At 69.9% G+C, this 23,657-nt stretch carries 24 protein-coding genes; 9 read left to right on the forward strand and 15 right to left on the reverse strand.

Annotated elements, in window-relative coordinates; genetic code table 11:
- Positions 1–122 precede the first annotated feature (122 nt).
- The gene (locus R0232_RS11095; protein ID WP_431512131.1) at positions 123–1,763 is read left to right on the forward strand and encodes a long-chain-fatty-acid--CoA ligase; all 1,641 of its coding nucleotides are present in this window, start codon (positions 123–125) and stop codon (positions 1,761–1,763) included.
- A 194-nt stretch (positions 1,764–1,957) separates the two neighbouring features.
- On the opposite strand, the gene R0232_RS11100 is transcribed toward R0232_RS11095, so the two are convergent.
- The 3 genes from R0232_RS11100 to R0232_RS11110 form a co-directional block, all read right to left on the reverse strand.
- Positions 1,958–3,226 carry an acyl-CoA thioesterase/bile acid-CoA:amino acid N-acyltransferase family protein gene (locus R0232_RS11100; RefSeq protein WP_431512132.1) on the reverse strand — a complete coding sequence of 423 codons (1,269 nt, stop codon included), beginning with the start codon at positions 3,224–3,226 and terminating at the stop codon, positions 1,958–1,960.
- Positions 3,227–3,261: 35 nt separating this feature from the next.
- Positions 3,262–4,041, reverse strand: coding sequence for an APH(3')-II family aminoglycoside O-phosphotransferase (locus R0232_RS11105; protein WP_431512133.1), 780 nt, complete (start codon positions 4,039–4,041; stop codon positions 3,262–3,264).
- 116 nt (positions 4,042–4,157) lie between these two features.
- Positions 4,158–4,424: a hypothetical protein gene (locus R0232_RS11110; protein WP_093343280.1), complete on the reverse strand. Its 267-nt coding sequence runs from the start codon at positions 4,422–4,424 to the stop codon at positions 4,158–4,160.
- Between the two features lie 223 nt (positions 4,425–4,647).
- Here R0232_RS11110 and R0232_RS11115 point away from each other — a divergent pair, with 223 nt between their 5' ends.
- From R0232_RS11115 to ligD, 5 genes are all read left to right on the forward strand, one after another.
- The gene (locus R0232_RS11115; RefSeq protein ID WP_093343278.1) at positions 4,648–4,917 is read left to right on the forward strand and encodes a hypothetical protein; all 270 of its coding nucleotides are present in this window, start codon (positions 4,648–4,650) and stop codon (positions 4,915–4,917) included.
- Positions 4,918–5,038: 121 nt separating this feature from the next.
- Positions 5,039–5,266 carry a hypothetical protein gene (locus tag R0232_RS11120; protein ID WP_093343276.1) on the forward strand — a complete coding sequence of 76 codons (228 nt, stop codon included), beginning with the start codon at positions 5,039–5,041 and terminating at the stop codon, positions 5,264–5,266.
- 84 nt (positions 5,267–5,350) lie between these two features.
- Positions 5,351–6,358, forward strand: coding sequence for a lysylphosphatidylglycerol synthase domain-containing protein (locus tag R0232_RS11125; protein ID WP_431512134.1), 1,008 nt, complete (start codon positions 5,351–5,353; stop codon positions 6,356–6,358).
- A 155-nt stretch (positions 6,359–6,513) separates the two neighbouring features.
- Complete coding sequence (locus R0232_RS11130; protein ID WP_431512135.1) at positions 6,514–7,116, forward strand: DUF4142 domain-containing protein; 603 nt, start codon at positions 6,514–6,516, stop codon at positions 7,114–7,116.
- Between the two features lie 13 nt (positions 7,117–7,129).
- Positions 7,130–9,688, forward strand: coding sequence for a DNA ligase D (gene ligD / locus R0232_RS11135; RefSeq protein ID WP_431512136.1), 2,559 nt, complete (start codon positions 7,130–7,132; stop codon positions 9,686–9,688).
- An 18-nt stretch (positions 9,689–9,706) separates the two neighbouring features.
- Here the strand turns inward: ligD and R0232_RS11140 are convergent, their stop codons facing one another.
- Genes R0232_RS11140 through R0232_RS11160 form a run of 5 tightly spaced genes read right to left on the reverse strand, consistent with a single transcriptional unit; the run spans position 9,707 to position 14,902 of the window.
- Positions 9,707–10,933, reverse strand: coding sequence for a porin (locus R0232_RS11140; protein ID WP_431512137.1), 1,227 nt, complete (start codon positions 10,931–10,933; stop codon positions 9,707–9,709).
- A gap of 11 nt (positions 10,934–10,944) precedes the next feature.
- Complete coding sequence (locus R0232_RS11145) at positions 10,945–11,916, reverse strand: quinone oxidoreductase family protein (protein ID WP_431512138.1); 972 nt, start codon at positions 11,914–11,916, stop codon at positions 10,945–10,947.
- A gap of 31 nt (positions 11,917–11,947) precedes the next feature.
- Entirely contained in the window at positions 11,948–12,919 is a 972-nt protein-coding gene (locus tag R0232_RS11150) for a Bug family tripartite tricarboxylate transporter substrate binding protein (RefSeq protein WP_431512139.1), read from the reverse strand.
- Between the two features lie 22 nt (positions 12,920–12,941).
- Positions 12,942–14,000 carry a 3-keto-5-aminohexanoate cleavage protein gene (locus tag R0232_RS11155; RefSeq protein WP_208508896.1) on the reverse strand — a complete coding sequence of 353 codons (1,059 nt, stop codon included), beginning with the start codon at positions 13,998–14,000 and terminating at the stop codon, positions 12,942–12,944.
- Between the two features lie 53 nt (positions 14,001–14,053).
- Positions 14,054–14,902 (reverse strand): TauD/TfdA dioxygenase family protein, encoded by an 849-nt coding sequence (locus R0232_RS11160; RefSeq protein WP_431512140.1) that lies wholly within the window; start codon positions 14,900–14,902, stop codon positions 14,054–14,056.
- A gap of 156 nt (positions 14,903–15,058) precedes the next feature.
- Between R0232_RS11160 and R0232_RS11165 the strand changes: the two genes are divergently transcribed.
- Positions 15,059–16,051 (forward strand): AraC family transcriptional regulator, encoded by a 993-nt coding sequence (locus R0232_RS11165; RefSeq protein ID WP_296778501.1) that lies wholly within the window; start codon positions 15,059–15,061, stop codon positions 16,049–16,051.
- Here the strand turns inward: R0232_RS11165 and R0232_RS11170 are convergent.
- The 7 genes from R0232_RS11170 to R0232_RS11200 form a co-directional block, all read right to left on the reverse strand.
- Entirely contained in the window at positions 16,038–16,271 is a 234-nt protein-coding gene (locus tag R0232_RS11170) for a hypothetical protein (protein WP_281081207.1), read from the reverse strand. The genes R0232_RS11165 and R0232_RS11170 overlap by 14 nt on opposite strands.
- Before the next feature lie 221 nt (positions 16,272–16,492).
- Positions 16,493–16,888, reverse strand: coding sequence for an ester cyclase (locus tag R0232_RS11175; RefSeq protein ID WP_422097640.1), 396 nt, complete (start codon positions 16,886–16,888; stop codon positions 16,493–16,495).
- Positions 16,889–16,908: 20 nt separating this feature from the next.
- A complete protein-coding gene (locus tag R0232_RS11180; protein ID WP_208508900.1) occupies positions 16,909–17,367 on the reverse strand; it encodes a nuclear transport factor 2 family protein in 459 nt (152 codons plus the stop codon).
- Between the two features lie 212 nt (positions 17,368–17,579).
- Positions 17,580–18,689: a phosphatidate phosphatase App1 family protein gene (locus R0232_RS11185; RefSeq protein ID WP_431512141.1), complete on the reverse strand. Its 1,110-nt coding sequence runs from the start codon at positions 18,687–18,689 to the stop codon at positions 17,580–17,582.
- On the reverse strand, positions 18,686–19,195 hold the full coding sequence (locus tag R0232_RS11190) for a dihydrofolate reductase (RefSeq protein WP_431512142.1): 510 nt from the start codon (positions 19,193–19,195) through the stop codon (positions 18,686–18,688). Before R0232_RS11190 ends, R0232_RS11185 begins: the two co-directional genes overlap by 4 nt.
- Positions 19,196–19,211: 16 nt before the next feature.
- Entirely contained in the window at positions 19,212–21,086 is a 1,875-nt protein-coding gene (locus R0232_RS11195) for a M48 family metalloprotease (RefSeq protein WP_431512143.1), read from the reverse strand.
- Positions 21,087–21,119: 33 nt separating this feature from the next.
- Positions 21,120–21,953, reverse strand: a complete 834-nt coding sequence (locus tag R0232_RS11200) for a thymidylate synthase (RefSeq protein WP_431512144.1) — start codon at positions 21,951–21,953, stop codon at positions 21,120–21,122.
- Positions 21,954–22,096: 143 nt separating this feature from the next.
- Here R0232_RS11200 and R0232_RS11205 point away from each other — a divergent pair, with 143 nt between their 5' ends.
- Together R0232_RS11205 and R0232_RS11210 are read left to right on the forward strand one after the other, a co-directional pair.
- Positions 22,097–22,636, forward strand: coding sequence for a sigma-70 family RNA polymerase sigma factor (locus R0232_RS11205; RefSeq protein WP_431512145.1), 540 nt, complete (start codon positions 22,097–22,099; stop codon positions 22,634–22,636).
- On the forward strand, positions 22,633–23,649 hold the full coding sequence (locus R0232_RS11210; RefSeq protein ID WP_431512146.1) for a FecR domain-containing protein: 1,017 nt from the start codon (positions 22,633–22,635) through the stop codon (positions 23,647–23,649). The genes R0232_RS11205 and R0232_RS11210 overlap by 4 nt, the downstream gene beginning before the upstream one ends.
- Positions 23,650–23,657 lie beyond the last annotated feature (8 nt).

Raw genomic sequence — 23,657 nt, forward strand, 5'->3', positions numbered from 1 at the left:
GTGGTTTCGCATCATCACGCAGATTCCGTTCCCGCCGCGCGCCCTCAATCGTCCGTTCCGACGATGCCGCCCCGGCGCGCTGCTGCCACGATGCGGCGGCCCCCAGCACAGGAGACGACCCCATGTTCGGATTGATGCAGGACCGCCCGCTCTTGATCTCGTCGCTGATCGAGCATGCCGCCACCTTCCACCCGCACACCGAGATCGTGGTGCGCAGCGTCGAGGGACCGATCGTGCGCACCGACTACGACGCGGTGCACCGGCGCGCGAAGCAGGTGGCCCACGCGATGGCGCAGCTCGGCATCGCCCCCGGCGACCGCGTGGGCACGCTGGCCTGGAACACGCACCGGCACCTGGCGCTGTACTTCGGCGTGTCGGGCGCGGGCGCGGTGCTGCACACCGTCAACCCGCGGCTCTTTCCCGAGCAGATCGACTACATCGTGAACCATGCCGAAGACAAGGTGCTGTTCTTCGACACCAGCTTCGCGCCGCTGGTCGAGAAGCTCGCGCCGGGCCTGCGCTCGGTGCGCGCCTTCATCGCGATGACCGACCGCGCCCACATGCCGGCCATCGACGTGCCGAACCTGCTGTGCTTCGACGAGCTGATCGATGCGCAGAGCGAGGACTACGACTGGCCCATGTTCGACGAGCGCACGGCCTCGTCGCTGTGCTACACCTCGGGCACCACGGGAAATCCCAAGGGCGTGCTCTATTCGCACCGCTCGACCGTGCTGCACTCGCTGATGGAGTGCACGCCCGACACCTTCGGCGTGAACTCGGGCATGACCTTGCTGCTCGCGGTGCCGATGTTCCATGCCAATGCCTGGGGCATGCCGTACGCGGCGGCGATGGCCGGCGTCAAGCTGGTGATGCCCGGCCCGCACCTCGACGCGCAGAACCTCTACGAGCTGATGCGCGACGAGAAGGTCAGCATCTCGCAGGCCGTGCCCACGGTGTGGCTGATGCTGTTCCAGTACTTCGATGCCCATCCCGAACTCGATCCGCGCGCGCTGGGCCTCAAGCGCATCGGCCTCGGCGGCGCCGCCACGCCGCGCAGCATGATCGAGCGCTTCGAACGCGACTTCGGCGCCGACTTCGTGCAGGGCTGGGGCATGACGGAGACCAGCCCGATCGGCGTGATCGGCAACCTGTTGCCCAAGCATGCGGCCTTGAGCGAGGACGAGAGGATCGGCATCAAGATGAAGCAGGGCCGCGGCGTCTGGGGCGTGGCGCTCAAGATCGTCGGCGAGGACGGCCGGCGCCTGCCGCACGACGGCAAGGCCTTCGGCCACCTGCATGTGCGCGGGCCCTGGATCGCGAGCGGCTACTTCCGCGGCGAGGGCGGCAGCGTGCTCGATGCCGAGGGCTTCTTCCCGACCGGCGACGTGGCCACCATCGATGCCGATGGCTATGTGCAGCTGGTCGACCGCGCGAAGGACGTGATCAAGTCGGGCGGCGAATGGATCTCCTCGATCGACCTCGAGAACGCGGCCAGCGCCCATCCGGCGGTGGCCGAGGCCGCGGTCATCGGTATCCCGCATCCGAAGTGGACCGAGCGGCCACTGCTCGTCGTGGTGAAGCGGCCCGGCAGCGAAGTGACCGCTTCGCAGTTGCGCGATTTCCTCGCGCAGCGCGTTGTCAAGTGGTGGCTGCCCGAGGACGTGGTCTTCGTCGACAGCCTGCCGCATACGGCCACCGGAAAGTTGCTCAAGACCCGCCTGCGGGAAATGTTCAAGGGATATGTCGCGACCAAGTCGGTTTGATGACTTGTTCGATTTTTCTGTGGACAACTCTGTGGGTTGTGCGGGGAGCGGATGGGCGAAGCGAGGATTGGCGGGGCTTCCCACCACATTGCCTGTTGAATAGGCAGGGGCTCCCGACCGTGCAAAAAAGACTGCGCCACCCCGCGGTTCCGTCCAAAAAATCGTGGTAGAGCGACGGAAATCCGGGGGCGGTTTCAGCGCTGCAGCGCATCACGCAAGAAGGCGAGCATGCGCGGCCACGAATCGCTGCGCGCCCGCGCATTGCCCTCGGGCGTGCCGCCCATGTCCATCGTTTCGCCGGATATCGCATGGACCGAGCGCGTCATGGTGGTCGGCGCGTTCGGCCAGGCGATCGAATGGCCGGCGCGCGGGTAGCTCAGGTGCTCGGCGCGGTGCGCGAATTTCTTTTCGAGCAGGCGTTGCAGCGCGAAGTCGGCGAGATCGGTCGAAGGCCACAGGCCATCGGCCTCGCCCGAGATCAGCAGCACCGGGCCGTTGATCTTCTCGACCTTGATCGAGCTTCGCTCCAGCAGCGCGGGATCGCGCAGCGGGATCAGGTACCAGTCGAAGCTGTCCTCGTGCGCGAGGCCCTGGGCGACGGCTTCGTCCCATTGCGCGTGCGTGAGCGTCGATGCGAAGGCGATCTCCTCGCCGCCCAGCGTCCATGCGCCATGGCCGCTCGCGGGATAGGCGGGCCACACGATGCCGCTGGGCACATAGCCGATCACGCAGCCGATGGCGGGAAAGTGCGCGCCGAGCAGCAGCGCGAGTTCGCCGCCGCGCGACACGCCCACGGTGCCGATGCGGTCGGCCCGCACGCCGGGCTGCTCGGCCAGCCATTCGAGCGCCGTGCCGAAGTACTCGAGCGGAATGCGGTCGAGCGTGGGCGGCAGGCCGTCGGCCGCGAAGTAGGCCAGCGCGAGCGCGGCGAAGCCATGCGAGGCGAGCAGCGCGGCCATCTCCTGCGACCACGCCAGGCCGCCGTTCGATCCGCCGAGCACGAGCACGGCCGGATGCGGACCCGGGCCCGCGGGTTCGAACAACTGGCCGACCAGGCCGCGTTCCCTGAGCTCCCTTTGACGCACACCGTCGCCGACATACACGCGGCGGATCGAGACCGAGACCGCGCTGCCGTCGCTCTCGCGCACCGCGCTGAGCGTGGCGGTCAGCGGATCGTCGTGCAGGCCCGCGATGCCGCCGACGCGCTCGGGCGGCACCAGCGCGCGCGACCAGAACAGGCCCATCGCGTCGGCGCGCTCGTAGCTGCCCGCGACCGGCGACTGCCGCGCGGGATCGACCGTGCCGCTGGCGTCGGCCACGAAGTAGGCCTCCGATTGCGTCACCTGGTGGCCGAAGCGGTTGCACAGTTGTAGCACGACGCGCTCGCCGGGTGCGAGACCGCGCAGGCGGATCTCCAGCGATTGGTCGACGAGGCACTGCGATGGCAGGGGATCGAATTTCATGCCCGCATTCTCCCCGCGCCACCTTCGGCGCACCTTCAGAAGAACTCGTCGAGCAGGCAGTAGAACGCGATGCGCTCGGCATCGGGCGCGATGCCGTAGCGTTCGAAGAAGGGCGCGGTCCATCCCTCGCCGAGGTTGAAGCCGATGCTGCGCGCGGCCAGCGCGAGGTCTTGCCAGCGGTCGGCCACGCCGACGCGGCCGCAGTCGATGAAGCCCGTGAAGCCGTCGGCCGTTGCCGTCAGGTTCGGCAGGCAGGCATCGCCGTGGGTCACGACGAGGTCTTCGTTCGCGGGCCGCGTCGCGCGCAGTCGCTCGAACAGATCGAGGGCGGTCCAGCCCGCGCGCTCGTCGTCGAAATCGCTCTCGTCGACCAGGCCGGCCACGGCGCGCGCGTGCGCGTCCTCGATCCGGTGTGCCAGGCGATGGTCGAAGGGGCAGGTGGCGACCGGCACCCGGTGCAGCAGGCGCAGCGCATCGGCCATGTGCACGACGATCTCGGCCGGGCGGAACGGGCCCGATGCGAGATCGCGGCCCGGCACGGCGCTCATCAGCAGCCAATGGCGATCGTGTTCGAGGGCCTGGTCGAGCACTGCGGGCGCGGGCAGGTCCTGGCGCGCGAGCCATGCGAGCCGCGCGATCTCGCCCGGCAGTTCAGCGAGGGGCGCCACGGGCTCGGACTTGAGGAACAGGAGTTCGCCATCGGCGGCCTCGATGCGAAACACATCGGCGCCCGATTCGCCGATCGTCTGGCGCTGCCAGTGGGCATCGGCCAGGCGGGCGCGCCAGGCGTGAGGAAAAGGGGGCAGGGGATTCAAGCGCGAAAGGACTCCAGGGCATGGCGCGGATGGCGCGGCACGCATCGTCGTCGCTCGCGCCCGCCTTTTCAAGCAAGCCACCACCGGCCCGCGGGCCGTTGCGCGCTAGTCCTTCGCTAGTCCTTCTTCGGCGCGTCGGCGTCGTCCTCTTCCGCGTGGCCCAGCACGATCTGGCCCTCGGTGACGAAGCGGTCGAACTCGATGCGCGGGATCGCGGCGGTCAGCGGATTGCCGTCCTCGGTCCAGGTCAACACCACGCTGTCGTCCGCGACCAGCGCCTGGCAGACGCCTTCGGGAATGCGGATCTGCGGGCCATCGCCCGCGCGGAACTCGACCACGCCGGCGATGCGGGCGTCGAGGCGTGAAGTGGCGGTGGTATTCATGGTCGTGGAGGTCCTCGGGTTGGAAGTCCAAAGCCTCGCCGAAGACAGGGGGAGGCCCGCGTGGGACGACATCGCCGATGCGCGCAGGCGCAGCGTCGCGAGGCCTTTGGTGTTGTAGGAGAAGTCCTGCATCGGGACTGGATTTCGTCCTCGCGAGCGCGCCCGCGCGAAGCGCTCTAGTCGGCGCGACGAAACAAGATGCAACCCGCTGGAGACAAGAGAGATGAACTTCGAAGGAATCTATTGCTTCGACACCGCCACGGTGCGTTTCGCGTTCTACCCGAACGGTCCGCAGGGCCAGCGCGTGCTGGCGGAGATCACGGAAGACGCGCTGCACGATGAATTCGGCGTGCGCGAGGGCGGCCCCCAGTTGCTCGAGGCCTGCCGCGCCTACTTCGACGCGATCGAGGCCAAGGCCCGGGAGCGTTATCGCGACGAGCCGCGCTGCCTGATCTCGCTGACCTCGGAAGACTTCATCCGCATTCCCCGCTGAGGCGGTCGCTCTCGCGGCGACGGCCCACGGCGCGTGTTGTCCTACGCGCCGGGGCGGGCCGCTTTCCAGAATGGGAGACGCACCGCGTGCTTTCCCTCTCTCTTTCTGGAAGGAGAACCCCATGGCCTCGAAGACCGATACCCGCGACCCCAAGGACACCAGCAAGCCCTTTCCGTTTCCCACCGCCGAGTCGCACGGCAAGCCCGCTCCCGAACACGACAAGCCCACCCACGAGGCACCGAGCGAGGATGCGCTCGACAGCGGCGTGGAGGAATCCTTTCCCGCCAGCGACCCCGTCTCGGTGACGGTCACCAAGGTCAAGCTGCCGCCGGGCAAGGCCGGTGCGTGATCCGGGGCATCGTTCCCGGACTACGCACACAAGCGCTCGCGGCGACTGTCGGGCATCCGGATCGGTCCCGATGATCGGTCCACGATGCCACAGACCGCCGCCACAGCCACACTCTCCCGCGAGGCGGACCACACCGACGCCGCCTCCGTTCCCCAAGGCCTCTGGCGCCGCTGCAAGCGTTGGGCACTGCCCGTGCTCGGCATCGTGGTGCTGGGCCTCTTGCTCTCGCACGCGCACAAGGTCGACTGGGCCGGCGCCTGGCATGCGCTGCAGCGCTATCCGTTGTGGTTGCTGCTCGGCGTGCTCGCGCTCTCGACCGCCAGCCATGCGCTCTACGGCTGCTTCGACCTGCTGGGGCGGATGCACACGCGGCACAAGCTCGCCGCCTGGCGCACCTGGGCCATCGCGGTCACGAGCTATGCCTTCAACCTGAACCTCGGCTCGCTGGTGGGCGGCGTCGCGATGCGCGCGCGGCTCTATGCGCGCGCGGGGCTCGACGAGGCCACGGTGGCGCAGATCGTCGGCCTCAGCCTTGCGACCAACTGGCTGGGCTACGGCCTGCTGGCCGGCGGCCTGTTCGCCGCGGGCGCGATCGACCCGCCGCGCCAGGCGCACCTGGGCGTGGTGGCCTTCCGTGCCATCGGCGTGCTGATGATCGCGCTCGCGATCGGCTACGTGATCGCCTGCGGCGTCGCGCGCGGCAAGCGCTGGACCCTGCGCGGGCGCAGCGTACAGTTGCCCTCGGCGCGGCTCGCGCTGCTGCAGATCTCGCTGTCGGCCTGCAACTGGGCGCTGATGGGCGCGGCGATGTACCTGCTGCTGGGGCAGAAGGTGCCGTACGCGACCACGCTGTCGGTGCTGATGGCGGCCTCGATCGTGGGTGTGTTCACGCCCATTCCCGCGGGGCTCGGCGTGCTCGAGGCCGTGTACCTCGCGCTGCTGTCGGGCAGCGTGCGGCAGGGCACGCTGATGGGCGCGGTGCTGGCCTACCGCGCGCTCTACTACCTGCTGCCGCTGGGCGGCGGGGTGCTGCTGTACCTGATGCTCGAGCGCCATGCATCGAGCCACCCGGCCGCGGCCGAGGCGGGGTGAGCGCGGCGGTGTGCGCCTGGGCTTGTGCGCGCAAGGGGCGACTTCCTACGTTCGCAGTCGCATGGTGGGCGCAGCGTGGTCCCAGGTGGTCATCGCCGGCCCGTGGCGAGCCTTCCGATGGCCTTGTCCTCCCATTGCAGATCGCGAGGTCCGGCATGCATTCCATTTCGACGCTCCGCCATTCGTCCCGAGGACGGGCCTGCGCGATCGCGTGCACCATCGTGCTCGGTGGCGTGGCATCCGTGCCCACGGCCTTCGCGGCCGAACCCGCCGTTCAGATCGCCCAGGCCGGCGCGGTGAGCGCCCCCGACCGCAGCCTGATGACCCTGGCCGCGGGCGCCGGCCTCTACGAGCTCGATGTCTCGAAGCTCGCCGCCTCGAAGGCCGTGAGCGCCGAGGTGAAGGACTACGCGCTGATGCTCGCGAAGCACCACGGCGAATCGAACGAGGCGCTGCGCCAGCTGGCTGCGCGCAAGTCGGTGCAACTGGTGGCCGAGATCCCGGCCGACAAGAAGGCGCGCATCGAGGCGCTGCAGGGCCTGTCGGGCGAGGGCTTCGACCGGGCCTATGTGGACCGCGTCGGCATCCAGGACCACGAGGCCGACATCCGCCTGTTCGAGAACATGGCGCGCGACGCCAACGATGCCGACCTGCGCGCCTTCGCCGAGAAGACGCTGCCGGTGCTCAGGACGCACCTGGACGCCGCGAAGACGATGGCGAGCAACCGGCGGCAGGCGCAGACGCCGGCACCGCAGTGACACCCGCCCCCGCATGGCGCGCACCGCCGCACTGAAGCGCTACAAGGAAAAGCGCAACTTCGACATCACGCCCGAGCCCGCCGAGGGCGGCGAGTCGCTGCCCGGCGCATTGCAGTTCGTGGTGCAGAAGCATTGGGCGCGCAGCCTGCACTACGACTTCCGCATCGAGATCGACGGCACCATGAAGAGCTGGGCCGTGCCCAAGGGGCCGAGCTACGACCCGCACGACAAGCGCATGGCGATGCATGTGGAGGACCACCCGGTGTCGTACAACGCCTTCGAGGGCGAGATTCCCGCGAAGCAGTACGGCGCGGGCAAGGTGATCGTCTGGGACAAGGGTTTCTGGGTGCCGCTGGGCAATCTGCGCAAGGACTACCGCGCGGGCCACATCAAGTTCGAGCTGCATGGCCACAAGCTGCGCGGCCGCTGGGCGCTGGTGCGCATGAAGGCGCGCAAGGAGGGCAGCGGCGATCCGTGGCTCTTGATCAAGGAACGCGACGAGTTCGCGCGCGAGGCCGCGGAATTCAGCGTGGTCGACCAGTTCCCCGACAGCGTGGCCGCGCTCGCGATGCCGCGGGCGAGCACAGTGTCGAAGCCCGCCGCGAAGAAGGCGGCGCGAAAGCGTTCCGAGTGGCCCGAAGAAGCCGTCGAGGCCGAGCCTCCGCCCAAGCTCGCGCCGGTGCTCGCCACGCTGGTCGACGGGCCGCCGCCCGATCCCGGCGACTGGGTCTACGAGATCAAGTTCGACGGCTACCGGTTGCTCGCGCGCATCGAGGGCAAGACGGTGCGCTTGTTCACGCGCAACGGCCACGACTGGAGCGATCGCATGCCGCACCTGGTACGCGCGCTGCAGCGCATGAAGCTGAAGCCGGGCTGGCTCGACGGCGAGATCGTGGTGCTCGACGAGGCCGGCCGCACCGACTTCCAGGCACTGCAGAGCGCCTTCGACAGCACGCGCACCCAGGACATCGTCTACTTCCTGTTCGACCTGCCGTACTACGACGGCCACGACCTGCGGGCCGTGCCGCTGGTCGAGCGGCGCGCGCTGCTCGAGCGGCTGCTCGCCGATCCGCCGCCCGAGATCCGCTTCAGCGCGGTCTTCGACGCACCGCCCGAGGACATCGTGGCCTCGGCCTGCCGCATCGGGCTCGAGGGCGTGATCGGCAAGCGGCGCGGCAGCGCCTACCGCTCGCGCCGTTCGCCCGACTGGATCAAGCTCAAGTGCGCGCGCAGGCAGGAGTTCGTGATCGCCGGCTACACCGACCCGCAGGGCTCGCGCACGGGCTTCGGCTCGCTGCTGCTCGGCGTGCATGACGAACACGGCGAGCTGGTGTTCGCGGGCGGCGTGGGCACGGGCTTCAACGAGCGCTCGCTGGCCGAGATCTTCGCGCGGCTGAAGCCCCTGGCCATCGACCAACGCCCGTTCAAGCAGCGTATCGAGAACGAGCGCCGCGCGCACTGGGTGAAGCCGGTGCTGGTGACCGAGGTCACGTTCTCCGAATGGACGCAGGACGGCCATGTGCGCCACCCGGTGTTCCATGCGTTGCGCGACGACAAGCCCGCGAAGCAGATCGTGCGCGAGGCGCCGGTGCCCGCGCGCGCGGCGGACCGGGAGCAGGCGAAGACCAAGGCGAAGACCCAGACGAAAGGCCCGGCCGCCACCTTGCCCGCGAATTTCAAGGTCTCGAATGCCGAGCGCGTGGTCGATGCGTCGACCGGCATCACCAAGGTCGAGGTGGTGCGCTTCTACGGCCTGGTCGCGCCGCTGATGATGGAGCACCTGCGCGGCCGGCCGGTGTCGCTGGTGCGCGCGCCGCGCGGCATCGGCGGGCAGCTGTTCTTCCAGAAGCATCTCGAGGACGGCAGCATCGAGGGCATCCGCCAGCTCGATGCCGCGCTGTGGCCCGAACATCCCGCGCTGATCGAGGTGGCGGCAGCGCTCGGCCTGCCGGGCGCGGCGCAGATGAACGTGATCGAGCTGCACACCTGGAACGCCGTCAAGTCCGCGATCGACAAGCCCGACCGCATGACCTTCGACCTCGACCCCGGCGAGGGCGTCGACTGGCCCGCGATGCTGCAGGCGGTGGAACTGATGCGCGTGATCCTGGTCGAGCTCGGGCTCGTGCCCTTCTGCAAGACCAGCGGCGGCAAGGGCCTGCACGTGGTGGTGCCGCTGCGCCGCGTGCACGGCTGGGACGCGGTGAAGGATTTTTCGCAGGCCATCGTGCGCCACATGGCGCGCACCTTGCCGCAACTGTTCGTGGCGAAGAGCGGGCCCTCGAACCGCGTGGGCCGCATCTTCATCGACTACCTGCGCAACGGCTTCGGCGCGACCACGGTCAGCGCCTGGTCGGTGCGCGCGCGGCCGGGCATGGGCGTGTCGGTGCCGGTGGCATGGGACGAGGTGCCCGACCTGCGCGGCGGCGCGCACTGGACCTTGCGCGACATCCACACGCGGCTCGATCGCGGCAATGCGCCGTGGGAGGGCTATGCGAAGGGGGCGCGCAGTCCGAATGCGGCGATGAAGATGCTCGGCTTCGACGCGAAGAAGGCCGGCGGCCGCGGGCGCTGACCCGCGGGTCCCGCGCGATCAGAAGGCATGCCGGATGCCGACGTCGTAGCCGGTCGCGCCGCGCGGTTCCATGCCGCCCTTGGTGACGTAGGCCGCCTGCGGAAAGATCGCCGGCAGGCTCAGCACCAGCGGGGTGACACCCATCACGCCCGGATTGTTGTGGCCGTCGCGGATGCCGATGCGCGCCACCGTCGCATAGAGCGCGGTGCGCCTGGACAGGTTGTGCACGTAGCCCAGCGCCAGCTTGTCGACCGAGGCGTTGCCGCCAGGCACGCCGTTGCCGTTGCTGAAATTCACGCGCGCGAACGAGGCGCGCACGAGGCCCGGCCCCACCGGCATGTTGAGGCCGGCGACGAAGCCGTCGTAGCGGTCGGTGGCCCGGCTGCCGAACAGGCCGGCGTCGTCGCGCGCATTCCGCACGCGGGACCATTCGCCGAACAGCTTCACCGCGCCGAAGTCGTAGGAGCCGCCGAGGTTCAGGCTCCTGATCTTCTCGCCGCCGGGCGCGGCGCTCACCAGCGTGCTCTCGCCGTAGCCCAGCGCCACGTCGGCCGGACCGCCGGTCCATCCCACGCGCGCGCCGGCATAGCGGCCGCGCCCGGACGGGCTGTCGCTCGCGTCGCTCGCCTTCACGTTCTCGTGGAAGGCGTACTGCACCTGGCCGTAGAAGCCGCCGAGCCCCGGCGGCAGGAAGTAGCTGAGGGCGTTGCTGGTGCGCAGGTGGCTGTCGGTGCCGGCGGAGAGCGCGCCGTTGAGCAGGCCGCCGGTGGCGAGCGCCCGCGAGGCGGCGAGGTTGCTGTTGACCACGGCGATCAGATTGGTGCCGACGCCGTTGACGCCGAAGGGATCGAACACGCCGTCGTTCCAGAACGAGGCGGTGTAGTCGCGGCCCAGGCGCAACTCGCCGAACGGTCCCGAGAGGCTCAGGGTGGAACGGCGGCCGAAGTTGCCGATGCCGCCGCCGTTGTCGTTGGCCAGCGGCGCCTCGAGCCAGAAGCCGGCCGCGAGGCCGCCGCCCAGGTCCTCGGTGCCGCGAAAGCCCAGCCGGCTGGACGCGTAGCCCGAGGGCGAGAGCGTGGTCTGGCTCTGCCTGACCTGGCGCGGCGCCGCGAGGCCCCAGGACCGGCTGCGGGTGCTGTAGTGGCTGATGCCGGCGTCGACGACGCCGAACACGGTGAGGGCGGATTGCGCGGCGGCACCGCCCGTGGCGGCCAGCAGCGACAGGGCCAGCGTGGTGGTCTTCATGGCGGGCTTCCTCAGGGGACCAGCACGGTCGATCCGGCCGTCTGGCGCGACTCGAGCGCGCGATGGGCCTGCGCCGCATCGGCGAGCGCGAAGCTGCGTTGCGGCTCGCTGACGATGCGCCCGGCCAGCACGTGGTCGAACAGCTCGCGCGCCATCTCGAGCATGTGGGCGCGCGGCTGGATGTAGTGCGCCATCGCCGGCCGCGTCATCCACAGCGAGCCCTTGGCCGCGAGCAGCTGCGAGTCGATCACCACCGAGCCCGAGGAGGTGCCGTTGCTGACCAGCGTGCCGCGTGGCTGCAGGCAGTCCAGCGAATCCATCAGCGTGTCCTTGCCCACCGAGTCGTAGACCACCGGCACGCCGTGGCCGCCGGTGATCTCGCGCACGCGCTCGACGGTGTTCTCGCGCGCGGTCACGATGACGTGGGCGCAGCCGGCGGCCCGGGCGAGCGCCGCCTTCTCGTCGGTGCTGACGGTGCCGATCATCGTGACGCCCAGGGCGCGCGCCCACTGGCAGGCGATCAGGCCGACGCCGCCGGCGGCCGCGTGGTAGAGGATGGTCTCGCCGGCCTGCAGCGGACGGACCTGGCGGAACAGGTACTGCGCCGTCATGCCCTTCATCATCAGCGTGGCGGCGGTGCGGTCGGGGAGGCCCTCGGGCAGCGGGATCAGCACCGCGGCGGGCATCACGCGGACCTGCGAGTAGGCGCCCTGCGGACCGATGAGATAGCCCACGCGGTCCCCGGCCTTGACCTCCGTCACGCCGGGGCCGACGGCCTCCACCACGCCGACCGCGTCCGAGCCCAGCCCGTCGGGCAGCGCCAGCGGATAGCGGCCGGTGCGGAAGTAGATGTCGATGAAGTTGACCGCGATGAAGCTGTGGCGCACGCGCGCCTGGCCGGGACCGGGGTCCGCGACCTCGACGTTCTCGAGCCGCAGGACCTCGGGACCGCCGGTCTCGTGGAAGCGGATGGCTTGGGGCATGGCGATGTCTCCTCGTTGTTCTGGATGGTCTTCAGTTCAGGCGGATGTCGTAGCGCTTGACGATGCCGGCGTTGCGGACGAACTCCTCGCGCAGTGCCTCCTGCGCCTGCACTGGCGTGCGGTCCGCCATCGGCTCGAAGCCGGCGTTGGCCACGCTCGCGCGCACCGCCGGGTTGGCCGCGACCTTGCGCAGCACCGCGTGGATCTTCTCGACCAGCGGCGCCGGCATCTGCGAGGAGGCGATCACGCCGGTCCAGTTGGCGAAGTCGAGCGCCGGGTAGCCCAGCTCGGCGAAGGTGGGCACGGCGGGAAATTCGGGCAGCCGGGCCTGGGTCGCGACCGCCAGCAGCCGGACCCTGTTGGCGGCGATCAGCGGCCGGGCCGTGACCGAGCCGTCGAACATCAGCGGCACCTGGCCGCCCATGACCTGCGCCAGCGCGGGCGCGGAACCGGGGTAGGGCACGTGCTGCATGTCGAGCCCGGCCGCCTGGTTGAGGATGGCGCCCGCGTACTGCGAAGCCGTGCCCGCGCTGTAGGAGGCGTAGGAGACCTGGCCCGGATGGGCCTTCACATAGGCGATCGCCTCCTTCGCATCCCTGGCCGGGAACTGCGGCGAGGCGATCAGCAGCAGCGAGGAGCGCGCCATCAGCGCGACCGGCTGCACGTCCTTGAGCGGATCGAAGCCGCCCTTGAGGACGTGCGGCACCTCGGTGAGCACGTTGCTGGCGGTCATCATCAGCGTCTGGCCGTCGGCCGGCTGGGACAGCAGGTACTTGACGGCGATCGCCCCGCCGGCGCCCGGCCTGTTCTCGACCACCACCGGCTGGCCGATGTCGCGCGAGAGCTGGTCGCCCACGATGCGCGCGAGCACGTCGATGGTGCCGCCCGGCGGCGCGGGAACGATCATCTTGACCGGCTTGTCGGTGTAGGCGTGGGTCCAGGGCGAGCCCAGCGCCGACGCGGCGGCGACGAGCAGGGCGGCGAGATGCGTGAGGCGCGGCATGGCTGCTCCGGTGCGTGGAGGTTCAGGCGGCCTTGCGCAGGAAGCCCTGCTGGCCGCCGTTGCGGTTGGGCGCGAAGCCGTTGGCCCGAAGCGTTTCTTCCACCGTGTCGTGGAACACGCCGATCTGCGAGATCTCGCGCGCCTGTTGCGCGGTCGCGATCGGGCGGCCGAATTCGCGCGCGATGCGCACCAGCTGTTCGACCTGCGCGGCGGTGCCGATCTTGGCGGTGCGCGACTGGTTCCAGAGGTTGTCCTCGGTGCCGCAGCGCACGTGCAGGCCCATGGCGATGCCCATCATGTTGACCGGCAGCACGTTGAGCACCGAGCTCTCCACCGTGAGCACCGCGCCGTCGGGCACCGCGCGCACGAAGTTGGCGAGGTTGTAGATGTTCGGCGCGTCCATGCCGCCGCCGATCGCGACCCAGTTGAGGACCAGCGGGCCTTTGTAGATGCCGCGGCGCATCAGCCGCTCGACCGACTCGAAGCTGTTGATGTTGTAGCACTGGAAGGCGCTCTGGATGCCCGCGGCGCTGAGGCGGCGGATGTGCTCCTCGGCCCAGCCCGGTTGCGCCGGCACCGTCATCTCCTTGTAGGCATTGAAGACGACCGGGTCCTCCATCGAGGTGCCGCGGATGTCGCGCAGGTCGAACTGCTCGAGGATGTTCATCTGCGAGGTGTTGATCGTCACCGTGACCTGGTCCGGCCTGGGGTCGAGCTCGGCCAGCATGTGGCGCGTGTCGTCCGACAGCCACTTGGCGGCCGCGCCCTCGCTCTCGGGCGCGAACGAGATCGAGCCGCCGACCTGGATGATCATCTCGGGCACGCGCGCCCGCACGCCGGCGATCAGCTCGTTGAACTTGGACAGGCGCTTGGAACCCTTGCCGTCGAGTTCGCGTACATGCAGGTGCAGCACGGTGGCGCCGGCTTCGTAGCAGTCCACCGCCTTCTGGACCTGCTCCTCCATCGTCACGGCGATCTCGCCGGGGAAGTCCGAGGGCAGCCAGGACGGTGCGTAGGGGGCGGCGGTGATGATCAGCGGCTGCTGGTTTTCGGGGAACAGGTGACCGTCTAGGAAGTTCATCGAGGGCTCCGGGGATGCGGGTGGTGCGAAGGGGGAAAAGCGGGTCAGGCGGATCAGGCGGTCGGCGTGCCGACGATGCCGGCGCGTTCCATCTTGCGGTGGCAGGGCGGGTAGTCCATCACCGCGTAGTGCTGCGTGGCGCGGTTGTCCCAGATCGCCACGCTGTCGGGCTCCCAGCGCCAGCGCACCTGGTACTCGGGGATGGCGGCCTGGTTGACGAGGTACTGCAGCAGCGCCGACGTGCCCTGCGTGAAATCCTGGCCGTAGCGCACGTTGGCGGGCGTGTGGAAGTTGGTGAAGTGCGTCGTGAAGCCGTTGACGTACAGCACCCGCTCGCCGGTTTCGGGATGGATGCGCACCACGGGGTGCTCCGCGTCGGGATAGCGGGCCTTGAGCGCGAGGCGCTGCGCGATCGGCATCGCCGCGCCGAATGTGCACTCGATGCTGTGGCGGGCGCGCAGCGGCGCGATCAGCTCCTTCACGTGCCCGGGCAGGCGCTCGTAGGCCAGCGCCATGTTGGCCCACATCGTGTCGCCGCCCACGGGCGGGCACTCGACGCAGCGCAGCACGCAGCCCATCGGCGGCGTCTCGCGCCAGCTGGCGTCGCTGTGCCAGCTGTTCTCGTAGCGGTCGTTGGGCGCGTCCGGCGTCTTGTAGATGCGCACCAGCCCCGGGTGCTCCGGATCGCTGCCGGCGACCGGGTGGTCCTCCAGTTCGCCGAAGCGCCGCGCGAAGGCCACGTGCTCGGCCCGGCTGATCTTCTGGTCGCGCAGGAACAGCACCTTGTGCCGCAGCAGCAGCGCCCGGATTTCCTCGAACAGGCCGTCGTCCCGGGCCGCATCGGCCAGGCTGACGCCGCTGAGCTGGGCGCCGATGGCGCAGGTCATCGCTTCGATGCGCATGTCTTGTCTCCGTTCTTTTTTGCGGTCTGCCCGCCCCGGCCTCCGGGGTGCGGGCATGGGGCAACTGTAGGAGCGGGCCCTCGGCGGCGCTTTGCATTCGGTGCCAATCGCTGTGCATTTGATGCCAGAATTCCCGCCATCCTGGAAAGGCTCGGCATGACGGCACTGGTGCGCGCGGCGGCGTTGACGAACTTCTCGGAGGTCGCGCAGGAGCTTGGCCACGACCCCGGCGCGGCGCTGCGCAGGGCCGGGCTGCGCGCCAGGATGCTGCGCGAGCCGGACCAGTTGATCGAGGCCGACCGCGTGGCCCGCCTGCTCGAGGACGCGGCGCGCGACACGGGCTGCGAGTCCTTCGGACTGCGCATCGCCGCGCGGCGCCAGCTATCGAACTTCGGGGTGCTCAGCCTGCTGCTGATGCACCAGCCGACCTTGCGGCAGGTGCTGCTCACGCTGATCGAGCACCTGCACCTGCTCAACGAAAGGCTGGCGATCCAGGTCGAGGACGTCGGCAAGCTGGTGCTGCTGCGCGAGGAACTGGCCGTGTCGGTGCCGGCGCGGCAGTCGATCGAGCTCGCGATCGGCGTGCTCTACCGGATGTGCGCGGCCTTGCTGGGCGACCGCTGGCGGCCCGCCAGCGTGAGCTTCAGCCATGGGCCGCCGGCCGATGCGTCCTTTCATCGCCGCTTCTTCCAGTGCCCGGTCGAGTTCGACGGCAGCTTCAACGGATTGGTGTGCCGCGCGGCGGACCTCGACGTGCCCAATCCGGGCGGCGATCCCGTGCTGGCGGCCTATGCGCGCAAGCTGATCGATGCCGTTCCCGGCGAGCGCGAGCGCTCGATCGACCAGGAGGTGCGCAAGGCCATCTACCTGATGCTGCCGGCGGGGCGGGCCACCTGCAAGTCGGTGGCGCAGGGCCTGGGGCTCAGCATGCGCACCTTGCAGCGCCAGCTCGATGCGCGCGAGCTGACCTTCAAGCAACTGGTCAACGACGTCCGTCAGGAACTCGCGCGGCGCTACGTGGCCAATGGCCGCCACAGCCTGGGCGAGGTGGCGGCGATGCTGGGCTACAGCACGCACAGTGCCTTCACCCGCTGGTTCGGCACCCAGTTCGGTTGTTCGCCCGAAGCCTGGCGTGCTACAGCTCGATGAACGCCGAGGTCGCCTTGTTGAGCGCCAGCATGCCCTTGGCCGTGATGCTCTCGACCTGGGCCAGCTGGCGGATCGCGCGGCCTTGGGGATGGCGCTCGGACGGGGGAATGAAGGCCGTCACGAGGTCCGCGGCGCGCAGCACGCGCAGCTTGTCGATCTCGGCGGGCGCGTGCACGACGTATGGCAATTTCTGCTCGGCGATCGTCCGAAGAAACTCCATGGACATGTGCCTTCTCCTTGAACGTTGATGGCAATGGGTCCGTGACATTGTGCGCAGAAACTCTTAGGACAGACTAAACCCTGCGCCGCTCGTGCCTATGTCAGCTGGCAGTCCGGCAGTACGGAAGCACTCTTTTTCGTAAAGCGTCGCGCGTGGCGCGGCGCTTCGTTTCCAGCGGTGTCGCTTGGGGGCAGGGAGGGGGCTCGGCCGTGGCCGAATCCTCAACCCTGGAGCTGCCGCATCAGCGTCGAGAAGTCCGCGACCTCCCAATGCTCAGCGAGGCGTCCGTCCTCGATCCGGTAGAGCTGGAAGGCCGGCGCATCGATGGTCCTGCCCGTGGCCGCGAGGCCCGCGAAATCGCCGTGGTGCGTTCCGCGTACGGCATTCAGCACCGCCACCTTGTCGCCTTCGGCGACGAGGGCCGAGATCGGCAGCTTCAGATCGGCAAAGGCCGAATGCAGGCCCCTGAAATACTGCTTGAGGGTTTCGCGTCCCCGGCCTTGCCCGGGCAGGTGATCGTCGTAGTCGAGCGCGACGATGTCGTCGAAAACGCCGAAGTCGGCGCTCTCGATGGCGGCGAAGAATCGTTGAACGAGTGCCTTGTTCTTGTCCAGCATGGTTCGTTGCCTCGTTCCCGTCAGAACATGCCATTCGAATTGGCGCGCGGAATATCCGGTGCGAGCCAGGGGGCCGAATTCCCGGGATTGCCCACGGGCTGCAGCGTGTCCCAATGCTCGATCGCTTTTCCGTCAGCATCCATCTTGTAGATATCGACGCCGGCGATTCCCGTGTCTTCCGGATCGTCATTGAAGAGATTCAGGAAATTCACGTGGGCCCACACATGGTCGCCAATGGCCACGATCTTGTGGACCACGACGCGTGCCAGGATGCGTTCCCTGGTGATCTTGCCGAAGAATTTCCCCAGGGCGTCCGCGCCATCGCCGATCAAGGGGTTGTGCTGGACATAGGCGGCGCTGACGAACCGGTGCACAGACTCTTCGGCCTTCTTCTGGTTGATCACCAGGTCGTAGAAGCCCAGGATGTTGTTCTTGTTGCGAACGGCGCGGCTGTCGCTCATGTCGACGAATTCGAGCATGGTTATTTCTCCTTGCATATGAAGCGTTAATCAATTGAAGGAATCCAGAATTACTCTTTTCGAAAGTTTTTCTGGAGACCGTCAACGAAGCTATCACCGCAATTGGCAGGAGGAGATGGCCTATCGGCCGCGTGCACGCATCGACCGTGAGGGCCGTCACGATCGGGCATTGGAATTCTTGTGCACCGCGCGAGCACGCCGCGCGCAAGGCTCTAACGCGCGGCCTGGGTCTGGGCCTGCATCGGCCACGCCGTCGTGTCGGGCGCGATGAGGTGCCACAGCACCGGATCGATGCCCTCGAAGGTGGCGCGGTAGCGTTCCGACAGCCGGCCCTCGCCGGTCACGTCGCGGATCACGATGCCGTCGATGCGCCCGGGGTTGTCGCGGAACACCTTGGCGTAGATCTCGGGATCGGCCTCGCCCGAATCGCCGACCAGCACGAAGCGGCGCTGCGGGAAGTCGGCCAGCAGGCGCGCGATCACGCCGAGCTTGTGCGCGCGCGAATCCTCGTCGCCCGGGATCAGCGTGCGCCAGGTCGTGCTCTCGCGCAGGTGCATGCTGCCCGGCGGAAAACCGGCCTCGCGCACGAACTCCGCGAGCGGCGGATAGAGCTGGATCGGGCTGGCCGACAGGTAGTGGAAGCGCGTGTCGGGCGCACTCGCGAGCGCGCGGTACCAGCCGGCCATGTGGGGCGCGGGCTCGAAGCGGCGCGCGAAGGTGTTGAGCAGCATCTCGCGCCGCTCGCGCACCTGGGTGCGCTTGATGGTGTCGTCGATGTCCGAGATCACCGACAGGCCCTGTGCCGGCACGATCAGCGCGCGGCCGCGGAAACGGTGCAGCAGTTCGCCGGGGCCGGTGACCGCGTGGAACTCGAGCCACTGCTGCGCGGGCGACAGCCGCGGCACCTCGATCACCTGCCGCACGTTGACGCGGCCATCGGCGCCCGAGGGCGGCATGGTCTTGCGCCCGGGGCTGCCGTCGAATTCCACGTCGAACACCTTGCCGTCCTCCGACTCGGCATGGAACAGCGCGGTGCGCTGGTTGAAGCGCAGCTGCGCGGCCGGCGAGAGCTTCTTGAGATTGAGACCGAGGTAGCGCGCGAACGCGGCATTGAGGCCCCAGCGGCGCTCGCGCTCGTAGACCCAGGCATGGATGTCGACCTCGAGCCGGCCGTCGTCGGTGGGCCGCGCGGTGCCGTTCATGAACAGCGCTTCCTCGTCGGGCTCCATCGGCTCGGCCGCCAGCGCGGGCGCGGATGCGAGGCTGCCGGCCGCCAGCGCGGCGCCGGCCAGCAGCGTGCGCCGGCGCAACGCCAGTGTCATGCGCCGGCCGTGACGCGCTCGTACGTCACGAAGCTGAAGGCCAGGCCCTCCTTGGCCGACACGTGCGACTCGCGCTGCGTCTCGCGCCAGGCGCTGGCGTCGAGCACCGGCGCGAAGGCATCGCCCTCGTAGTCGCGCGCGATCTCGGTGACCAGTGCGCGCCGCGCGAAGGGCTCGGCCTCGGCATAGATCTGCGCGCCGCCGATCACCCAGACATCGGGCGCCTCGAGCCGCTCGCAGGCCTCGAGCGCCTCGCGCAGGCTGCCCACGCGCTGCGCGCCCTCGGCCTGCCAGCCGGCCTGGCGCGTGACCACGATGTTGCGCCGCCCCGGCAGCGGCCGGAAGCGCGGCGGCAGCGAGTCCCAGGTCTTGCGGCCCATGATGACCGGCGCGCCCAGCGTGCGCGCCTTGAAGTGCGCCATGTCCTCGGGCAGGTGCCAGGGGATGGTGTTGGCGGCGCCGATGACGCCGTTGGCGGCGCGCGCGAAGATGAGGTTGAGGTTCATGGCAGGCGGGACGTATTCAGAGCGAGTCTATTCTGACCACGTCCACGTTGATCGGCCGCGTGGGCCGGCGGATTTCGCAGCCGGGAAGGCGCGCGAAGCGCTCGAGCAGCGGCGGATGGAAGACCTCGGTGTCGAAGCGCAGCAGGACGCGCGCGAGTTCGTTGTGCGGGAACAGGGTGCGCAGGTAGCTGCCGTAGCGCGCGGCCAGCAGGTCCTCGTCGACCTCGTCGGCCGCCATCAGGTCGTGGCACACGCGCGCCACGAAGATGTTGAGCGTGAAGCGCTGCCCCGCGTCGTTGCTGCGCTCGGTGCGCAGCACCCAGCAGGCGTCGAGCGCGCGGTCCTCGGCGATGGCTTCGAGCAGCAGCGCGCGGGCCCAGGGCGGCGGGGCCGCGAGCTCCTCCTTCAGCAGGTGCTGCCACAGGCCGGTGTCCAGCGATTCCAGCTTCTCGGCCGCGAGGGCGCGGCGCCTGGTGAACTCGCTGAGCTCGGCCTCGCTGCCGTGCAGCTCGAGCTGCGACAGGATCGCGCCATAGCCGGCCACCGCGAAGCGCCGGTCGAGCCGGATCGCGACGCGCACCTGCTCGATGCCTTCGGGCCGTTCGCGCGCCAGCAGCGCGAGGCCCAGCGCGTACTGGGCGGGGGCGTCGTCGGGCTGCGACTGCGCATGCTGGCGCAGGGCCGCGAGGCTTTGTTCGGAGGCGGCGATCTCGTCGTCGGCCTGCAAGCGCTGCAGCGTGTACTGGCGCGGGTCGATGGCGGTGTTGGCCGGATCGGGGCCGGCACGCAGTGCCGCGAGGTGCAGGTGGCGCAGCCGCCATGCCGGCGCGATCTGCTCGGACCAGCGCGCATTGGCGCCATCGAAAGTCTCGCGCCAGAGCGGGCCCAGCAGGCTTTCGCCGGCACAGGGAGCGTCGGTCCAAGAGGGCGGCGCCACCGGCTCGCCGAGCGCGTCGGCCCGTTCGGCCAGCGGTGGATGCGAGTCGTTGCGGCGTGCCGGGCGCCGGCTGCCGGCCTCGAGAGCCGCGGCCTGGCGCGCCGCGGGTTCGTCGCGCAGGCTGTCGGCGACCAGGTCCCAGAAGGCGGCCGGCGGATGGATCGAGGCTGCCTGCAGTTCGTGCAGCCGCGTGCGCAGGCCGTCGCGCATCAACGCATCGGCCAGCTCGAGCCGGGCCAGCGATTGCACCAGGCTGGTGGCGTCGCAGGCGCGCGCGGCCAGCGCGTCGGCCTCGAACTCGCAGGCGCGCGAACGCTGCATCGACAGCCGGATGAAGCGCGGCAGGAAGGCCGAGGCGATCCAGCGCCGCAGCCGGTCGATGCCCGAATCGTGCGCGGGGTCGCTGTCGAGGTAGACGTCCCACTTGGCCCGCACGATGTAGATCCAGTGGCCGAGGCGCCCGTGGTGGCGCGAGAAATGGCCGAGCTCGTGCGCGATCACCGCCAGGGCCTCCTGCGGGCCGAGCAGCCGCAGCAGCGGCACGCCGAGCAGCAAGGTGCGGCGGCCGCCGACCAGCGAGAGGAAGCCGCCCGACAGCCGGGCCGCGGCATTGAGCTCTTCGACCAGCGCCACGCCATGCAGCGGCGGTGCGTCCAGGCGTTCGCGCAGCGCGTCGAGCGCCGCGAACAGCGCCGGTGCCTGCTCGCGGTGCAGCAGGACCGGGGCCGGCGGCGCCGGGGGCTGCACCACCCACCAGGTGCCGAGGACGAAGGCAATGCCCACCACGGTGGCCACCGTCGGGCCGAGGAAGATCGCCTGCAGCAGGATGAGCGGCGCCCACGCGAGCATGGAGGCGCCCACGAAGCTCAGTTCGGCCAGCACGGCCATGAAGGCCAGCGCGGCGCGCGGGCCGGGGGAAGGGGCGGCCGGATGGTCCTGCGCGGCCGTGCTCAAGGGAGCGCCCGGTTCAGCGGGAGGCCACGGGCCTCAGACGGCCACCGGCGCCTTGATCGGGTCGTGGTGCCGGTAGTCCTCGAACGCGAAGTCCTCGTACCGGTAGTCGAAGATCGAGTCGGGCTTGCGCTCGATGCGCAGCGTGGGATAGGGGTAGGGCTCGCGGCTCAGTTGCAGAGCGACCTGCTCGGCGTGGTTGCTGTAGATGTGGCAGTCGCCGCCGGTCCAGATGAAGTCGCCGACGTCGAGGTCGCACTGCTGCGCCATCATGTGCGTGAGCAGCGCGTAGCTCGCGATGTTGAAGGGCACGCCGAGGAAGATGTCGGCGCTGCGCTGGTAGAGCTGGCAGCTGAGCCGGCCGCGCTCGCCGTCGTTCTGCGGCGGCGCCACGTAGAACTGGAAGAAGGCGTGGCAGGGCATCAGCGCCATCTTCGAGAGCTCGGCCACGTTCCAGGCGCTCACGATGATGCGGCGCGAATCGGGGTTGGACTTGAGCGTCTTCACGACCTCGGCGATCTGGTCGATGTGGCCGCCGTCGGGCGTGGGCCAGCTGCGCCACTGCACGCCGTACACCGGGCCCAGGTCGCCGTCCTCGCGTGCCCACTCGTCCCAGATGGTGACGCCGCGTTCCTTGAGCCAGTTGTTGTTGCTCGAGCCGGTCAGGAACCACAGCAGCTCCTGGATGATGGACTTGACGTGCACCTTCTTCGTGGTGACCAGCGGGAAGCCCTCGTTGAGGTCGAAGCGCATCTGGTGGCCGAACACGCTCCTGGTGCCGGTGCCGGTGCGGTCGCTCTTGTACACGCCGTGGGTGTCGACGTGGCGCATGAAGTCTTCGTACTGGGAGCGGATGGGGCGTTGGGTCATGGCGGTGGAGGGCGGCGGCAACGGCGCGCCCGGGACGGCGGGGCTGGAGCCCCGAATCTTATTCGGATGAGGGGCCGGCGGCTGGCCGGGCAGGCCAAGACTATAAGATGAGAACTATTCTCAACATTCCGCAAGCGCAACCCGTGTCCGCCCCGGCCCTCGACGACAGCCTCCAGGTGCTCTACCGCAGCCATCACGGCTGGCTGCAGGCCTGGCTGCGGCGCCGGCTGGGCTGCGCCGAGGATGCGGCCGACCTCGCGCACGATGCCTTCGTGCGGCTGCTGGCCGCGCGGCCGCCGCAGGCGGCGCCGGTCGAGATGAAGGAGCCGCGGGCCTACCTGACGACGGTGGCGCGCGGCCTGCTGATCGACCGCTTCCGCCGTGCCGACCTGGAGCGTGCCTACCTCGCCGACCTCGCGGCGCTGCCGCCGGCGCTCTATCCCTCGCCCGAGGAGCAGCTGCAAGCGGTGCAGGCGCTGCGCGCGCTCGATGCGCTGCTCGCGAGCCTCACGCCCAAGACCCGCGCCGCCCGGCTGCACAGCCGGCTCGACGGCATGACCCATGCCGAGATCGCGGCGCAGCTCGGCGTGTCGGTGCCGCGGGTACGGCAATACCTGGCGACGGCCGCGCGCCGCGGCTACGAACTGCGTTTCGGCGTCGCGCTGCCGGCAGCGTCGGCATGAGCGCGCAGGCCTCGGCCTCGCTGCCGGTGTCCGCGGCCGTGCTCGACGCGGCGATCGGCTGGCAGTTGCGCATGGGCTCGGGCGAGGCCGACGCGCGCGATGCCGAAGGCCTGCGCCGCTGGCTCGACGCCCACGCCGACCACCGGCGCGCCTGGGCCCAGCTCGGCGAGCTCGACGCCCAACTGGCGCCCGCGCGCAGCGAGGCCGTGCGTTCGGCGCTGGTGCGCAGCGGCGCCGCGCGGCGCTGGAAGCAGTCCGCGGGCGTGCTGGGGCTGCTGGCCGCGCTGCTGCTGGGGCTGGTCGCGGTCGACCGCTTCGAGCCGCTGGCCACCCTGAGCGCCGACTACCGCACCGGCACCGGCGAGCGGCTCACCGTGGTGCTGCCCGACCGCAGCGTGCTGCACCTCGACACCCGCAGCGCGGTCGACCTGGCCTTCGATGGCAGCCGGCGCGCGATCGTGCTGCGCGCCGGCGGGATCGCCATCGAGACCGCCCATGGCGACGCGGCCGAGCAGCGCCCCTTCGTCGTGCTGACACCAGAGGGCAGCCTGCGCGCGCTGGGCACGCGCTTCGTCGTGCGCCGGTTCGACGACGGCGCCGGCACCCGGCTCACGGTCACGCAGTCCGCGGTGGCGGCACGGCCGGCCGGCTGCGCGGCCGATCCGGCGCAGGCCTGCGAAGGCGAACGCGTCGTGCAGCAGGGCCAGAGCCTGGAACTGCATGCGGACGGTGCAGGCACCCCCGGCCCCGCGCGCCCCGACACCGATGCCTGGAAGGACGGCATGCTGGTGGTCGACGACCAGCCGTTGTCCGAGGTGGTGGCCGAACTCGCGCGCTACCGGCCCGGCCACCTCGCGGTCGACCCGCGCGTGGCCGGCCTGCGCGTGACCGGCACGCTGCCGCTGGACGACACCGACAGGGCGCTGCTGGCGCTCACCGCGGCGCTGCCGGTCGAGCTGGTGGGCAGCACGCGCTGGTGGCTGCGCATCGAGCCGAGGCAGGCGCCGCGCTGAAGCCTGGA

Origin of the sequence: Variovorax sp. DAIF25, assembly GCF_050711835.1 — a bacterium.
Taxonomy (GTDB): Bacteria; Pseudomonadota; Gammaproteobacteria; order Burkholderiales; family Burkholderiaceae_C; genus Variovorax.

Excerpts from the sequence above, each read along its gene's own strand:
- R0232_RS11150 (WP_431512139.1), bottom strand. The coding sequence starts at position 12,919 with ATGCCGCGCCTCACGCATCTCGCCGCCCTGCTCGTCGCCGCCGCGTCG.
- R0232_RS11200 (WP_431512144.1), bottom strand. The coding sequence starts at position 21,953 with ATGACCCAACGCCCCATCCGCTCCCAGTACGAAGACTTCATGCGCCAC.
- R0232_RS11175 (WP_422097640.1), bottom strand. The coding sequence starts at position 16,888 with ATGCTGGACAAGAACAAGGCACTCGTTCAACGATTCTTCGCCGCCATC.
- R0232_RS11125 (WP_431512134.1), top strand. The coding sequence starts at position 5,351 with ATGCCACAGACCGCCGCCACAGCCACACTCTCCCGCGAGGCGGACCAC.
- ligD (WP_431512136.1), top strand. The coding sequence starts at position 7,130 with ATGGCGCGCACCGCCGCACTGAAGCGCTACAAGGAAAAGCGCAACTTC.
- R0232_RS11165 (WP_296778501.1), top strand. The coding sequence starts at position 15,059 with ATGACGGCACTGGTGCGCGCGGCGGCGTTGACGAACTTCTCGGAGGTC.
- R0232_RS11145 (WP_431512138.1), bottom strand. The coding sequence starts at position 11,916 with ATGCCCCAAGCCATCCGCTTCCACGAGACCGGCGGTCCCGAGGTCCTG.
- R0232_RS11115 (WP_093343278.1), top strand. The coding sequence starts at position 4,648 with ATGAACTTCGAAGGAATCTATTGCTTCGACACCGCCACGGTGCGTTTC.
- R0232_RS11140 (WP_431512137.1), bottom strand. The coding sequence starts at position 10,933 with ATGAAGACCACCACGCTGGCCCTGTCGCTGCTGGCCGCCACGGGCGGT.
- R0232_RS11120 (WP_093343276.1), top strand. The coding sequence starts at position 5,039 with ATGGCCTCGAAGACCGATACCCGCGACCCCAAGGACACCAGCAAGCCC.
- R0232_RS11180 (WP_208508900.1), bottom strand. The coding sequence starts at position 17,367 with ATGCTCGAATTCGTCGACATGAGCGACAGCCGCGCCGTTCGCAACAAG.
- R0232_RS11095 (WP_431512131.1), top strand. The coding sequence starts at position 123 with ATGTTCGGATTGATGCAGGACCGCCCGCTCTTGATCTCGTCGCTGATC.
- R0232_RS11190 (WP_431512142.1), bottom strand. The coding sequence starts at position 19,195 with ATGAACCTCAACCTCATCTTCGCGCGCGCCGCCAACGGCGTCATCGGC.
- R0232_RS11160 (WP_431512140.1), bottom strand. The coding sequence starts at position 14,902 with ATGCGCATCGAAGCGATGACCTGCGCCATCGGCGCCCAGCTCAGCGGC.
- R0232_RS11155 (WP_208508896.1), bottom strand. The coding sequence starts at position 14,000 with ATGAACTTCCTAGACGGTCACCTGTTCCCCGAAAACCAGCAGCCGCTG.
- R0232_RS11170 (WP_281081207.1), bottom strand. The coding sequence starts at position 16,271 with ATGGAGTTTCTTCGGACGATCGCCGAGCAGAAATTGCCATACGTCGTG.
- R0232_RS11100 (WP_431512132.1), bottom strand. The coding sequence starts at position 3,226 with ATGAAATTCGATCCCCTGCCATCGCAGTGCCTCGTCGACCAATCGCTG.
- R0232_RS11185 (WP_431512141.1), bottom strand. The coding sequence starts at position 18,689 with ATGACACTGGCGTTGCGCCGGCGCACGCTGCTGGCCGGCGCCGCGCTG.
- R0232_RS11210 (WP_431512146.1), top strand. The coding sequence starts at position 22,633 with ATGAGCGCGCAGGCCTCGGCCTCGCTGCCGGTGTCCGCGGCCGTGCTC.
- R0232_RS11130 (WP_431512135.1), top strand. The coding sequence starts at position 6,514 with ATGCATTCCATTTCGACGCTCCGCCATTCGTCCCGAGGACGGGCCTGC.
- R0232_RS11110 (WP_093343280.1), bottom strand. The coding sequence starts at position 4,424 with ATGAATACCACCGCCACTTCACGCCTCGACGCCCGCATCGCCGGCGTG.